Below are 13,822 nucleotides of genomic sequence, written 5' to 3' on the forward strand. Positions count from 1 at the left end.
GGACACTAGGCGACGGCGGCCCGGACGGCGGCGTCGAAGTCCAGCGGGTGGTCGTTGAGACCGGCCGGTGGCGCCTCGTCGACCAGCATCTCGGCCGACAGGCCGTCGACCAGGGGGCGCACGAGGCCCAACGACTGGCCGCTGACCGCGGCGACCCAGTAGGACGACAGCCGCGGCGACAGCATCGACGTGCCCACGACCAGCGGCGGCCGGCGGTCGATCGCCCGGGCCAGCTGGCGCATCATGTCCCGGTAGGTGAGCACCTCGGCGCCGCCCAGCTGGACCTCGGCGGGCGGGTCCTCGTAGCTGGCCAGCCGGGCCAGCGTGTCGACCACGTCGGCGATGGCCACCGGCTGGCTGCGCGTGTCGATCCAGCTCGGCGTGATCATCACCGGCAGCCGGCGCACCAGCCGCTCGAGGATCTGGAACGACGCGCTGCCCGATCCGATCACCATCGCGGCGCGCACGTGCACCGTCGGCGGGCCGTGCTCGGCCAGGACCTTGGCCACCTCCTGGCGGGAGCGCAGGTGCTCGCTCTCGCCGCCGTCCAGGCCGCCGAGGTAGACGATGCGCGTCACGCCGGCCGCCTTGGCCTTGGTGGCGAAGTCCTGGGCCGCCTCCCGGTCGCGCTGGGCGAAGTCGCTGCTGCCCGCGCCCATCGAGTGGACCAGGTAGTAGGCCACGTCGACGCCGTCCATCGCCTGGGCGACGCCCTCGCCGCTGACCACGTCGCCGCGCACCACCTCGGCGGCGCTGGGCAGGGTGGAGCGCGCGCGATCGGGATCGCGGGCCAGGCAGCGGACGGTGTGACCGTCGTCGAGCAGACGGGGGAGCAGGCGACCGCCCACGTACCCCGTGGCCCCGGTGAGCAGGACTAGCACGTACTGGTTACGGTCCAGCCGCCGCGCGAGATGAGCTTTGCGCGCAAGTCGTCCGTAGCCGTGTCATCACCATGAGCCCTCTCGCCATCTCAGACGTCGCCGAGCAGACCGGAATCGCCGCGGGCACGCTGCGCATGTGGGAGCAGCGCTACGGCTTCCCGGAGCCTGAGCGCACGTCCAGCGGGTATCGCCGCTATCCCGAGGACGTGGTGGCCACGCTGAAGCGGGTGGTCGAGCTGCGCGAGCGCGGCCTGTCGGTGTCGGCCGCGATCGAGCAGGCCCGCAGCATCGACCTGGCCACCGATCGCCCGTCGATCTACGCCACGCTGTCGGGCAGCCAGCAGTCGCGGCTGCTGCACAAGCGTACGCTGATCGAGCTGTCGCGGGCGATCGAGGACGAGGCGATCTCGCACGCCGCCGCGCCGGTCGCCTTCGGGGCCTTCCAGCAGGCGCGCTTCTACCGCCAGGTCGCACCCCGCTACGAGGCCATGGCCCGGCTGGCCGACGCCGTCTGCGTGTTCGCCGACTTCCCCGCGGTCCAGCGCGAGAACGACGTCCTGCAGGTCCCGATCGCCCGTGAGGACGCGCTCGGCAACGAGTGGGTGGTGATCGTCGATGCTCCCGGCTACGCCGCGTGCCTGCTGGCCTGGGAGCCCGAGCGGGGCGTCGAGCGCGGCGGCCCGGACGATCGCCAGCGGCGCTTCGAGGCGATCTGGACGATCGACCCGCAGGTCACGCGCCGGGCCGCGGTCACGGCGGCGCGGCTGGTGGGCCGGGCCGATCCGGCCGAGGGCGAGCGGCTGCTGGCGCTGCTGGCCCAGCGGCCGCTGGCCATGCAGTCGGTCGCGCCGGCCCTGACCACGCTGACCAACCGGATCGTCAGCTATCTCGACTAGATCGGCTCGACCGGGACCACGGTCCCCGCGTCGACGCCGCCCGGGCCGGCTTCCACGATGGCCAGGCCGTCGGCGCCGATCATCGAGCTGAGGATGTGCGAGCCCTGGGGGCCGGTCGGCGTGGCCCGCAGGCGGCCGTCGGTGTCGGTGGCCAGCGAGACGCGGATCGCCTCGTCGCGGTCGGGCTGGCGCTGGACGGGCTCGGTCAGCGCCGCGTAGCGGGCGGGCAGCCCGAACGGCGCGCCCTGCAGCGCGTGCAGCGCGGGCCGCGCGAACAGCTGGAAGGTGACCATCGAGGAGACCGGGTTGCCGGGCAGGCCGAAGACCAGGCGCCCGTCGCGCTCGCCGAACCAGGTCGGCTTCCCGGGACGCAGCGCCACGCGCCAGAACACCTGCCGCACGCCGAGCGCCTCGAGCGCCGGCTTGACGTGGTCGTGGGGGCCGACCGAGACCCCGCCGGAGATCAGCACGACGTCGGCTTCGTCCAGCGCGACGCCCAGCGCCTCCTCGGTGTCCTCGAGCGTGTCGTCGGCGCCGGTGACGGTGAAGACGCGCGCGCCGGACTGCATGGCCAGCGTGGCCAGCGTCGTGGCGTTGGAGTTGTGGATCTGGCCCACCGCCAGCTCGCTGCCCGGCTCGACCAGCTCGTCACCGGTGGCGACCACGGCGACGCGCGGGGAGCGGGCGACGACCAGATCGCCGCGACCGGCCTCGACCGCGATGCCCAGCTCGGGCGGGCCCAGGCGCATGCCGGCGCGCAGCACCGTCTGCCCGGCCCGTAGGTCCTCGCCGGCCTGGCGGACGTTGCGGCCGGCCTCGACCGCGTCGTTCAGCGTGACGCGGTCGCCGTCGGTGGTGACCAGCTCGACCTGGAGCACGCCGTCGGCGCCCTCGGGCAGCACCGCGCCCGTGGAGATGCGCATCGCCTCGCCGTCGCGCAGCGGGCGGGTGGCCGGGTGGCCGGCGCGTGACTCGTCGACGATCGGCAGGGTTCGGCCCGCCGGACCGGCCTTGACCGCGAAGCCGTCCATGGCCGAGCTGGCGAAGGGCGCGACATCGTGGGCGGCCACGACGTCCTGGGCCAGGATGCGGCCGAGCGCCGCGGTCAGCTCGACCGTCTCGGAGGGCAGGGGGGAGACCACGTCGCGCACCAGCGCGCGGGCCTGGGCGATCGACAGGAGCTGGGGCACGGTCCGCAGACTAGATGGGGCTCGCCCGCCATCTCGATCGCGGCCGTCCGCGATTGTTGGTAGGAACACGGGCCGTGCCTGCTCGTCCCGTCGCCGATGCGCCCGTTGCCGCGCTCACCGCTCAGCCCGAGGGGCTGGCCCGCGACTGGCTGGTCGCGCTGGTCGCCCGGGCGCCGCTGACCGCGGCCTCCAGCCTGCCGGTGGCCGAGCTGGCCCGGGAGGCACCGGTGCTCTGTGCGGCGATGGCCCGGGCGCTGGCCAGCGATCTGGAGCTCGAGCGGCTCTCGCAGGGTGACCTGCACGGCCTGGCCGGCCACGCCGGCGCGCTGGCGGGCGCCGCCGGCCCGGGCGATGTGGCCGAGGCCGTCGAGACGCTGCGCGGCGTCCTGTGGGCGGCGATCCTGGACGAGCTGCACCGGCCGCCGCCCGCGCTCGTCGCCGACCTGGCCGACCGCCTGGCCGCCGTCACCGCGGTGGTCACGGCGGCGTCGCTGCGCACGCCGGCCGCCCCGGCGCCACCTACGCCAGCGCCCGTCGGACCCGCCCCGCCGCCGGTCCCGTTTGCCGCCACCGACGCCGCGCGCACCGTCGAGCAGGCCGCGACCGGCGAAAGCGACGGTGCCGAGCTGCACGTGCGCGACCTGCGCCCGCGGATCCTCGACGGCCACGCGGTCGAGCACATCGCCCAGCGCGTGGCCGACCACCTGGTCGACCACCGCACGCTCGGCGTGCTGATCGTCGAGCTCGACGGGATCGAGCGGCTGATCGCCGCCGGCGACGACGCGGTCGCCGCGGCCCAGGCCGCCGAGCAGGCGCTCGAGGGCCTTCTGCGCCAGGGCGACGGCGCCCGCCGCGACGGCCCGGGCCGCATCTGGATCACGCTGCCCGGCACCGGCCCGGCCGGCGCCCGCGCGCTGTCGTTGCGCATCGGCGTCGCGGTCGAGCGCGCGGCTGAGCACCGGGGCACGCCGCTGACCGTCTCCACCGGCATCGCCGTCTTCCCGACCGACGCGCTCGACGCCGACGGGCTGGTCGATCACGCCGAGGAAGCGCTCTTCCGCGCCCGCGCCGGCGGGATCCGCTAGCCCAGGCGGTGACGGACCGCCGTTGTCCGCTTCGACCCGGTATGCGGGCTCGAGCGGACAACGGCTGCGGCGGTCACCCCAGCGGGGGCGTGCAGGCGTAGATGAGGAAGGCCTCCTCGTCGCCGACGTTCTCGATCGAGTAGGTCCAGCCGGGGGCGAAGAAGATCGTGTCGTCGGCGTTGACGGGCAGCTCGCCCTTGTCCCAGCGGACCAGGCAGCGCCCGCGCACCAGGTAGAAGAACTCGTGCACCGGGCCGAGGTGGTGCAGGTCCGCGTCGGAGGCGACCTCCTGGGTCGACCAGCCGCGGCTGATCTCGCCGGGCGCCATCCAGCTGACGCCGGCCATGATGTCGGAGCCGTGCTCCGCGTTGGTCAGCGTGCGCGCGAGCGTCATGGCGATCGCGTTGTCGGCGCGGTCGACGATCGCGCGGTCGGCCAGGGAGACGACGACGGGTTCGAGCATCAGGACTCCTTTGCGATTCGCACCCAGGTGGTCTTCAGGGCGCTGTACTCATCCAGGGCGTGCAACGACAGGTCACGGCCGCTGCCGGACTCCTTGACCCCACCGAAGGGCGCGACGGGATCGAGCGCGTCGACGGTGTTGATCGAGACGGTGCCCGCGCGCAGCCGGCGGCCCAGCCGCAGCGCCCGGTCGATGTCGGCGGTGAACAGCGACGCGGCCAGGCCGTAGCGGCTGTCGTTGGCCAGCGCGAGCGCCTCGCGCTCGCCGGCGAACGGCGTCACGGCCAGCACGGGCCCGAACACCTCCTCGCGGCTCAGCGGCGCCTGGGGGGAGACGGCGTCGAAGACGGTGGGGGTCACGTAGGCGGCGGAGCCGTGCAGCGTCAGGCGCTCGCCGCCGGTGGCCAGTCGCGCGTCGTCGCGCGCCGCCTCGACGTAGGCCATCACCCGATCGGCGTGCGCCTGGTCGACCAGCGGCCCGATGGTCGAGGCCGGGTCCAGCGGGTCGCCGAGCACCAGCGCCTCGGCATGCGCGACGACGCGCTGGACCAGCTCGGCGTGCACCGCGCGGTCCACCAGCACCCGCGAGTGGGCCGAGCAGACCTGGCCCTGGTTGGCGAAGATGTCGCCGGCGATGAGCGCGGCCGCGCGCTCCAGGTCGGCGTCGGCGAAGACCAGGCAGGGGCTCTTGCCACCGCACTCGAGCGACACCCGCTTGAGGTTGGACTCGCCCGCGTAGGTCAGGAAGCGCCCGCCCACCGACGTCGAGCCGGTGAAGGTCAGCGCGTCGACGTCGCGGTGGCGTCCGAGCGCCTCGCCCGCTTCGGGGCCCAGCCCGCTGACCACGTTGAGCACGCCGTCGGGCAGGCCGGCCAGCGTGCCCAGCTCACCCAGGCGCAGCGCGGTCAGGGGCGACTGCTCGGCCGGCTTGAGCACGACCGAGTTGCCCGCGGCCAGCGCCGGGGCGACCTTCCACATGGCGATCAGCAGCGGGTAGTTCCAGGGCACGACCGCGCCGACGACGCCCAGCGGCTCGCGCGTCACGGTGACCAGGTCCGACGGCCCGGTGGGAGCCACCTCGCCGCCGCGCTTGTCGATCGCCTCGGCGTAGAAGCGCAGCGTGGCGGCGGCGTCGGGCACGTCGCCGGCGCGCGCGTCGGCCAGCAGCTTGCCCATGTCGACGGACTCCAGGAGCGCGAGCTCGTCGGCGTGGTCCTCGACCAGCCGGGCCAGGCGCAGCAGCACGGCGCGGCGCTCGGCCGGGGTGGCCAGCGACCAGTCCCCGGCGGCGAAGGCGCGTCGGCCCGCGGCCACCGCCGCGTCGACATCGGCTCGCCCGCCGCGGGCGACCACGCCGATCACCGTGTCGGTGCGGGGCGAGACGACGTCCAGCGTGCGCCCGTCGGCGGCCGGGTGGGCCTCGCCGTCGATCCACAGATCGCGCGGGAGCGTGAGGCCGGCCAGCGCGTCAGGCATCGGCGTGGTGCAGCACGGCGGCCGCGATGCCCTGGGCCGTGGTCACGAGATCGTCGACGGTCACGAACTCGTCGACCGAGTGCGAGAGCGTGCGGCCGCTGGCCGGATCGCGCTCGGCGGGCCCGAACGTGCAGGCCGGGATCCCGGCGTGGTTGAGCGTCGCCGTGTCGTCCCACGAATGCATCCCGCTGCGCCGGGGCGCCCGTCCCACGGACTCGGTCGCCGCCAGCAGGCTGCGCACGACGAGCGCGTCGGGGTCCAGCTCGGCGGCGGGCAGGTTGATCTCCCAGTCCAGCTCGGGCGGGTGCTCCCGCAGCCAGCCGTCCTGGCCCGCGCAGGCGGCGATCGCGGCCTCGACCTGCGCGCGCGCCGTGTCGCCCCAGCCGCCGTCGACGCCCTGGCCCGGCGTGTAGTTGATGTTGAACGTCAGCTCGCAGCCGGCCGGGTAGCTGACCCACCACTCGCCGCCCGAGATCAGCGTGGGGATGATCGTCCCGGGCGCCACGTAGGCGTGCTGGGCCTCTGGCGCGACGCTCCACGCGCGCTGCAGCTCGGCCAGCGCCTGGACGACCGCATAGGCCTCGGTCACGGCGTTGACCGCGCCCCCCTCGCGCCAGTGGGGCTGGGGCGCGTCGGCGTGCGCCTGGCGGCCGCGCACCGTGACCCGCAGGCCCAGCCACCCGCGGCAGCACACGCGGGTGGTGAACGAGGACGGCTCGGGGACGATCGCCGCGTCGGCCCGCAGGCCGGCGCCGACCAGCGCGGCCATGCCGCCGCCGTTGAACTCCTCGTCGGTCACCGTGGCCAGCAGGACGTCACCGCGGGGCAGCAGCGCCAGGTCCGCCAGCACCTCGGCCGCGACGGTCATGGCCGCCACGCCGCCCTTCATGTCGGTCGTGCCGCGACCGTACAGGCGCCCGTCGCGCACCTCACCCCGGAACGGGTCGCTGCTCCAGCCCTCGTCCCCGGTGGCCGGGACCACGTCGACGTGGCCGCCCAGCAGCATCGTCGGCCCGGGCGCGGCACCGGCGAACCGGGCGGTCAGCTGTGGTCGCCCGGCAAACGACATGGGGCGCGGGAACTGGGCGGTGCGCGGGAGCGCGTCGTCCGGCGGCTCCCACAGGCGCACGTCCGCGCCCCGGCCCGCCAGCCGCCGGGCCAGCGCGCGCTGCAGGTCGGCGTCGGCCCGGGCGGGGTCGCCGACGGCCACCCGCGTCGTGGTGTCGAAGCCGACGAGCTCCGTGGCCAGCGCGACCAGTTCGTCGCGGCGTCGAGCGATCTCGTCCTGGGCGGTCGTGATTCGTTGCGATAGCGTCTCGACAGTCATGGATTCGTCGAAGTACTACCACAGAAGCGATCAAAGCGCAGAGCGCGGCGCGCTGGTGTCGTGCAGCCGCGCCGCGCGCGCAAGTACGCTCGGGCGATGCTGGACCCGATGCCCAACGGTGCGCTCGTGCTCGCCCCTTCGCTGACGGATCAGGACCGGGCGATCATCGCCGCGCTGCAGGAGGACGGGCGGCGCTCGTTCAGCCAGATCGCCACCGATCTGGGCATCAGCGAGCGGACGGTGCGCCAGGAGGTCGGGCGCCTGCGCGACGACGGCGTGATCCGCATCACCACCGTCGCCGACCCGCATCTGTACGGCTACCGGATGATCGCGCTGGTGGGGATCCGCGTGCGCGGCGGGCATGCCGTCTCCGACATCGTGCGCCAGCTGTTCGCGCTGCCCGGCGCGTTCTACGTGGGCGCCGTCACCGGCCGCTACAACATCGTCGCCGAGCTGACCTGCCACAGCACCGACGAGCTGCTGGCCACGCTCGACGGCGGCCTGGGCGTGATCGGCGGGATCGCCGACTACGAGGTGCACCCGTACCTGCGGCTGTCCTACCACGACCCCGCCTTCGGCTTCTCGCACACCACCGGCAAGGTCGACGCCAACGAGGCTTTTCGCGGTGTGGACGAGATCGACCGCAGCATCATCCGCCTGCTCAGCGTCGATGGCCGGACCGCCTTCCAGGGCATCGCCCGCGAGCTCGAGGTGTCCGAGTCCCAGGTGCGCCAGCGCGTCAAGCGCCTGACCGCGTCGGGCGCCCTGCGCATCATGGCGCTGACCATCCCGCGCGGCATCGGGCTGGAGACGCTGGCGATCGTCGGCATCACCGTCGAGAGCGGCGCCAACGCCGAGGTGATCGCCGGACAGCTGGCGGCGCTCCCGTCGGTCATCTACGTCGCCCTGTGTGCCGGGCGCTACGAGATCTTCGCCGAGGTCGCCTGCGTCGACGCGCCGGCGCTCCTGCAGTTCCTCAACCAGCAGATCCGCTCGCTGCACGGCGTCCGCGACGCCGAGCCGTGGATCTACCTGGACCTGCTGTACCGCCCGGTCACGCCGGTCTGACCACGGCGGCGCGCGGCCGCCCGCTCGCCCGCCGATCGCGGTCCGGACTGGACCGGCGGGACACCTGCGGGCACCACGCGGTCCACCTCGCCGCAACGAAATACGCTGTTGACAACCCGTTTCGCGACGATACACTCGCCGCAAGATGGTGTTTGAAACGAAGTTCGACACTAATTCGGGCGATTCCGCCGAGATGGACCGCGAATGGCTCCTGGCGGGACTGGAAGAGGGCCGGACGCTGCCCGCCTGCTGGTACACCGATCCCGCGCTGCTGGCCGACGAGCAGGCGGCGATCTTCGCCCGTGAGTGGCAGTACGTCGGCGCCGCCTCGCGGCTCCCCGAGGTCGGTTCGTACTTCACCGACGTGGTGGCCACGGTCCCGGTCGTGGTCGTGCGCCGCGCGGACGCGATCGCCGCCTTCGTCAACATCTGCCCGCATCGCGGCTTCCCCGTGGCCGAGGGCCAGGGCTGCCGCAGCACGCTGCAGTGCGGCTACCACGGCTGGACGTTCGGCCTGGACGGCCGGCTCAAGGGCGCGCCCCGGTCCGATCGCGAGCGCGACTTCCCCCGCGACCGGATCGGCCTGCGCGAGGTCCGCGTCGACACATGGGGCCCGCTGCTGTTCGTCAACCTCGACCCCGAGGCCGCGCCGCTGGCCGACACGCTGGGTGGCGTCGGCGATCTCGTGCGCGAGCGCGGCTTCGACCTGACCGCGCTGCCCTTCCGCGCGCGGCGCCAGTGGGAGATCGCCACCAACTGGAAGGTGACGCTCGACAACAACACCGAGTGCTACCACTGCGCGACCGTCCACCCGGGCTTCCGCAGCGACTACCACGTCGATCGCGACAACTACCGGGTCAGCGGCTTCGCCAAGTCGTTCGCCCACGTCTCGCCGCCCAAGCGCCCCGACGCGGCCGACGCCGCCGACTTCCACCTGTACTACCTGTGGCCGAACTTCATGCTGTCGGCGCGGGGCGACGAGCACTTCTACACCTACCGCTACGTCCCGCTGGCCCCGGGCCGCACGCTGCAGGTCAACGACTACTTCTTCCCGGCCTCGGTCAGCGACGACGAGCTGGAGGAGGCGATCGCCGACATCGGGCAGATCATGCGCGAGGACTGGCGCGTCTTCGAGGGCGTGCAGACGAGCCTGCAGTCCGGCGCGTTCGGCCAGGGCCAGCTGCTGCACGACGAGGAGTGGCTGCTGCGCCACTTCCAGCGCCTGGTCGTCGAGGCGGTGACCGGATGAGCACCAAGCGCGTGCTGCACACCTGCTATCGGATCGGCGACCCGGAGCGATCGGTGGCCTTCTACGCCAAGCTCGGCTTCGAGGAGCGCGGCCGCTTCCCGGTGCGCGACGAGGCGACGAACATCTTCCTCGGGCTGCCCGGCCAGGACGACCAGCTCGAGCTGACCCACAACTTCGGCGTCGAGTCCTACGACCTGGGCGGCGGCTACGCCCACATCGCCATCCACGTCGACGACGTGTACGCCGAGCTCGAGCGGCTGGCCCCGCTGGGCATCGAGCCGGTCAAGCCGCCGTTCCGGGTGCGCGAGGGATCGGCGCTGATCGCCTTCATCGTCGATCCCGACGGCTACCGCATCGAGCTCACGGAGCGGCCGAGCTGATGCGCGTGATCGTCGTCGGCGCCGGGCTCTCCGGCCTGTCCGCCGCCCTGGAGCTGCGCGACCGCGGTCACGAGGTGACCGTGCTGGAGGCGCGCGATCGCGTCGGCGGGCGCACGCTGACCGAGCAGCACGCGGGCATCGCCGTCGACGGCGGCGGCCAGTACGTCGGCCCGACGCAGCACCACACGCTGGCCTGGGCCCAGCGCTACGGCCTGGAGGTGTGGCCCGCCTACGCCGACGGTGACTGGCTGCTGGAGCTGCCCGACGGCGTCCGCCGCCAGGCGGGCCTGTGGCCCGACCTGCCGCCGGCGGCGCTGACCGAGCTGTGCGCCGCGGTCGATCAGCTCGACGCGATGGCGGCCACCGTCCCGCTCGACGCGCCCTGGACCGCGCCCGACGCCGCCGACTGGGACGCGATGACCGCCAGCGAGTGGGTGCGCTCCAGCGTCGACGACGCGGGCGCGCGCGCGTTCCTGCGCCTGTCGATGGAGGTCTGCCTGGCCGCCGACTGGCACGAGGCCTCGCTCCTGCACATGCTGTTCATGCTGCACAGCCTGGGCGGCAGCTTCGAGGCGGCCGTGTGGCATGCGCAGGAGCTGCGCGTGCTCGGCGGGACCCAGCCGCTGTCGCAGGGCGCGGCGGCCGAGCTGGGCGACCGGGTCGTGCTGGAGGCCGCCGTCGCGGCGGTCGTCGAGCACGCAGACGGCGTCGACGTGCAGCTGCAGGACGGGCGCCGCCTGGCCGCCGACCGCGTCGTCGTCGCGCTCCCGCCGCCGCTGGCCGCGCGCCTGCGCTTCGAGCCCGCGCTGCCCGCCCGTCGCGACCAGCTCTGCCAGCGCATGCCGATGGGCGCCGCGCTCAAGGCCGTCGCCTTCTACGACGAGCCGTTCTGGCGGGCCGACGGCCTCAACGGCCTCGTGCTCAGCACGATCGGGCCGGTCAGCTGGCTGTACGACAACTGCTGGCCCGATGTGCAGCCGGCCATGCTCGTGGGCTTCGTCACCGGGCGTCAGGCGATCGAGCTGACCGCGCTGCCCGTCGCCGAGCGGCGCGACCTGATCCTGGCCGGCATCGCCCGGACGCTCGGCGACCGCGCGTTGGACGCGCTGGACTACGTCGACTGGGCCTGGTGCGACGAGCCCTGGTCGCGCGGCTGTTACGCGTCCTACGCGCCGCCCGGCGCCTGGACGTCGACCGGGAGCGCCCTGCGCGCGCCCGTCGGCCGCGTCCACTGGGCCGGCTCGGACACCGCCGGCGAATGGGTCGGCTTCATGGACGGCGCGATCGCCTCGGGACGCCGCGTGGCCGGCGAGATCGAAGCGGCCGGATCGGCCCCCCTGCAATGGAAGGAAGCGAACGCGTGATCACCTCCTCGGCCCCGAGCCTCGACCACGTCCTGCCCGCGCCGGAGGCCGTCGAGGCCGCCGGCGCCCGGTTGCGGGAGGCCGGCGTGCGCTACGTGCTCTCCTGCTGGGTCGACCTGCTCGGGATCCCCAAGACCAAGCCGGTCCCGATCGGCGAGTTCGAGGCGCTGTGCGCGGGCAAGGGCCCGCAGTTCGCGGTGCACTCGATCTCGATGGTGCCCGATCTCGGGCCCGCCGACCCCGACCAGGTGGCGATCCCCGATCTCGACAGCCTGGTCATCTGCCCGTGGGACCGCACCTTCGCGTGGGTGTTCGCCGACCTGTACTTCCAGGGCGAGCGCTACGCCGGCTGCCCGCGCGGCGCGCTCAAGCGCCAGGCCGACAGCGCCGCGCAGGCCAACCTGCAGCTGCTGGCCGGCATCGAGCCGGAGTTCACCGCCCTGCGCTACGTCGACGGCCAGCCCGTGAAGGCGTTCGACAACGACCCCGTCGCCGGCTTCCGCCCGCGCCGCCAGGCCTTCGGCTACGACGCCGAGTTCTCGCTGGACTCGATGCCCTTCCTGGACGCGCTGGCCGCGGCCATCGAGGAGCTCGGGTGGGGCCTGACCAACGTGGTGGCCGAGGGCGCCTACTCGCAGTTCGAGCTGGACTTCGGTCACGCCGACGCGCTGACCACGGCGGACCGCTTCACGTTCCTGCGCGTGATGATCAAGGAGATCGCCAAGCAGCAGGGGCTGTTCGTCAGCTTCATGCCCAAGCCCATGCAGGGCGACTGGCGCAACGGCGCGCACATCAACCACAGCTTCGCCGCGCTGGGTGACGGCGGGGGCGGCAACGTCTACCACCAGGGCGAGGGCTGGGGCGAGGCGGCGATCGACTCGCTGGGCGGCCTGATGCGCCACGCCGGCGCGCTGACCGCGCTCACCTGCTCGACGGTCAACTCCTACAAGGGCCTGGTCGCGCGGGTCGCCGGCTTCGAGGGCGGCACCGTGACCTGGGCGCCGACCCACATCAGCTACGGCATGAACAACCGCTCGACGATGTTCCGGCTGCCGCAGGCGCGCTGGGCCATCGAGAACCGCGCGGCCGACATGACCATGAACGCCTACCTGGCGCTGGCCCTGACCTGCGCGGCGTCGCTGGAGGGCATCCAGCAGCAGCTCTCCCCGGGTGAGCCGTGCAACGAGGCGATGTACGACCGCAGCGACGCCGAGTGGAGCGCCGACGGGATCCAGCGTCTGCCCAAGACGCTGCTGGAGGCGGTCACGGCGTTCGACGCCGATCCGCTGGCCAAGGCGGTCCTGGGCGACTCGATGCACGAGCAGTTCAGCGCCTACAAGCACGACGAGTGGGAGCGCTTCCACCAGCACGTCACCGAGTGGGAGACCGAGGAGTACCTGCGGTTCTTCTGATGCTGGAGCGCGCGACCTATCACGCGGGGGACTTCCCGCTCCAGAGCGGCGCGTCGCTGTCGGACGCGCGGCTGGTCTACACGACCGCCGGGACGCTGAACGCGGCGCGCGACAACGCCGTCGTCTACCCGATGGGCTTCGCGCGGCGCGACGTCGACTGCGAGTACCTGATCGGGCCCGACCTCGCGCTGGACCCGGGGCGGTACTTCATCGTCGTGCCGAACCTGATCGGCAACGCGATCTCGTCGTCGCCGAGCACGACGAGCGGGCCGCAGGGCGGCGCGGGCTTCCCGTTGGTGACGATCCATGACAACGTCGCCCTCCAGCAGCGGCTGCTGCTGGAGGAGCTGGGCGTCGAGCGGATCGCGCTGGCCGTCGGCTACTCGATGGGCGGTCAGCAGGCCTACGAGTGGGGCGCGTCGCGGCCCGACATCGTCGAGCGCGTCGCGGTGATCTGCGGCGCCGCCCGCACCGCGCCGCACACCGAGGTCTTCCTCGGGGGCGTGGAGGCGGCGCTGACGGCCGACGCCGCGTTCGCCGGCGGCGCCTACACCGAGCCGCCGCGGGTCGGCCTGCGGGCGATCTCCCGCGTGTGGGCCGGCTGGGCGCTGTCGCAGCAGTGGTACCGGGAGGAGCGCTTCCGCGAGCTCGGCTACGACACGCTCGAGACGTATCTGACCGAGGCCTGGGACGCGATGTACGCCCAGCGCGACGCCAACAACATGGTCACGCAGCTGGCCACCTGGCGCCACGCGGACATCAGCGCCAACGACCGGTACGCCGGTGACTTTGCGGCGGCCATGGCCGCCATCGAAGCGGAGGTCCTGCTCCTGCCCGGGCGCACGGACCTGTACTTCCCGCCCGAGGACAGCGAGGCCGAGGCGGCCCTGCTGCGCCGGGGGCGGGTCGAGCCGATTCCGTCGAGCTGGGGCCACTACGCCGGCGGCGGACGAGCAGCGGAGGACCTGGCGTTCATCGACCGGGGACTGCGCACGCTCCTGGGGTCGTCAGCGTGAACCACGAACGAAGGGA

13 protein-coding genes are annotated in these 13,822 nt (G+C 73.5%); 8 read left to right on the plus strand and 5 right to left on the minus strand.

Features of this window, described 5'->3' with window-relative positions; translation table 11 throughout:
• Positions 1–5: 5 nt before the first annotated feature.
• Entirely contained in the window at positions 6–881 is an 876-nt protein-coding gene (locus ACZ5UI_RS26225) for an NAD(P)H-binding protein (RefSeq protein ID WP_464192781.1), read from the minus strand.
• A gap of 71 nt (positions 882–952) precedes the next feature.
• Between ACZ5UI_RS26225 and ACZ5UI_RS26230 the strand changes: the two genes are divergently transcribed.
• Positions 953–1,777 (plus strand): DICT sensory domain-containing protein, encoded by an 825-nt coding sequence (locus tag ACZ5UI_RS26230; protein WP_464192783.1) that lies wholly within the window; start codon positions 953–955, stop codon positions 1,775–1,777.
• On the opposite strand, the gene ACZ5UI_RS26235 is transcribed toward ACZ5UI_RS26230, so the two are convergent.
• Positions 1,774–2,967: a molybdopterin molybdotransferase MoeA gene (locus tag ACZ5UI_RS26235; protein ID WP_464192785.1), complete on the minus strand. Its 1,194-nt coding sequence runs from the start codon at positions 2,965–2,967 to the stop codon at positions 1,774–1,776. The genes ACZ5UI_RS26230 and ACZ5UI_RS26235 overlap by 4 nt on opposite strands.
• Before the next feature lie 74 nt (positions 2,968–3,041).
• On the opposite strand from ACZ5UI_RS26235, the gene ACZ5UI_RS26240 reads away from it, so the two are divergent.
• Positions 3,042–4,052, plus strand: coding sequence for a diguanylate cyclase domain-containing protein (locus ACZ5UI_RS26240; protein WP_464192787.1), 1,011 nt, complete (start codon positions 3,042–3,044; stop codon positions 4,050–4,052).
• Between the two features lie 73 nt (positions 4,053–4,125).
• On the opposite strand, the gene ACZ5UI_RS26245 is transcribed toward ACZ5UI_RS26240, so the two are convergent.
• From ACZ5UI_RS26245 to ACZ5UI_RS26255, 3 genes are read right to left on the minus strand one after another with little or no spacing between them, the layout of a single operon-like run.
• A complete protein-coding gene (locus ACZ5UI_RS26245) occupies positions 4,126–4,515 on the minus strand; it encodes a cupin domain-containing protein (RefSeq protein ID WP_464192789.1) in 390 nt (129 codons plus the stop codon).
• The gene (locus ACZ5UI_RS26250) at positions 4,515–5,990 is read right to left on the minus strand and encodes an aldehyde dehydrogenase family protein (protein WP_464192791.1); all 1,476 of its coding nucleotides are present in this window, start codon (positions 5,988–5,990) and stop codon (positions 4,515–4,517) included. The genes ACZ5UI_RS26245 and ACZ5UI_RS26250 overlap by 1 nt, the downstream gene beginning before the upstream one ends.
• Positions 5,983–7,317, minus strand: a complete 1,335-nt coding sequence (locus ACZ5UI_RS26255) for a M20 family metallopeptidase (RefSeq protein WP_464192793.1) — start codon at positions 7,315–7,317, stop codon at positions 5,983–5,985. The genes ACZ5UI_RS26250 and ACZ5UI_RS26255 overlap by 8 nt, the downstream gene beginning before the upstream one ends.
• 96 nt (positions 7,318–7,413) lie before the next feature.
• Here ACZ5UI_RS26255 and ACZ5UI_RS26260 point away from each other — a divergent pair, with 96 nt between their 5' ends.
• The 6 genes from ACZ5UI_RS26260 to ACZ5UI_RS26285 all read left to right on the plus strand — a co-directional run bounded on the left by ACZ5UI_RS26260 (position 7,414) and on the right by ACZ5UI_RS26285 (position 13,806).
• Entirely contained in the window at positions 7,414–8,385 is a 972-nt protein-coding gene (locus tag ACZ5UI_RS26260) for an Lrp/AsnC family transcriptional regulator (protein ID WP_464192795.1), read from the plus strand.
• Positions 8,386–8,530: 145 nt separating this feature from the next.
• On the plus strand, positions 8,531–9,634 hold the full coding sequence (locus ACZ5UI_RS26265) for an aromatic ring-hydroxylating oxygenase subunit alpha (protein WP_464192797.1): 1,104 nt from the start codon (positions 8,531–8,533) through the stop codon (positions 9,632–9,634).
• A complete protein-coding gene (locus tag ACZ5UI_RS26270) occupies positions 9,631–10,014 on the plus strand; it encodes a VOC family protein (RefSeq protein WP_464192800.1) in 384 nt (127 codons plus the stop codon). Before ACZ5UI_RS26265 ends, ACZ5UI_RS26270 begins: the two co-directional genes overlap by 4 nt.
• On the plus strand, positions 9,945–11,378 hold the full coding sequence (locus tag ACZ5UI_RS26275) for a flavin monoamine oxidase family protein (RefSeq protein WP_464197898.1): 1,434 nt from the start codon (positions 9,945–9,947) through the stop codon (positions 11,376–11,378). Before ACZ5UI_RS26270 ends, ACZ5UI_RS26275 begins: the two co-directional genes overlap by 70 nt.
• Positions 11,375–12,790, plus strand: a complete 1,416-nt coding sequence (locus ACZ5UI_RS26280) for a glutamine synthetase family protein (RefSeq protein ID WP_464192803.1) — start codon at positions 11,375–11,377, stop codon at positions 12,788–12,790. The genes ACZ5UI_RS26275 and ACZ5UI_RS26280 overlap by 4 nt, the downstream gene beginning before the upstream one ends.
• On the plus strand, positions 12,790–13,806 hold the full coding sequence (locus ACZ5UI_RS26285) for an alpha/beta fold hydrolase (RefSeq protein ID WP_464192805.1): 1,017 nt from the start codon (positions 12,790–12,792) through the stop codon (positions 13,804–13,806). The genes ACZ5UI_RS26280 and ACZ5UI_RS26285 overlap by 1 nt, the downstream gene beginning before the upstream one ends.
• Positions 13,807–13,822 lie beyond the last annotated feature (16 nt).

The sequence above is a fragment of the Conexibacter sp. JCM 18997 genome, assembly GCF_055391915.1.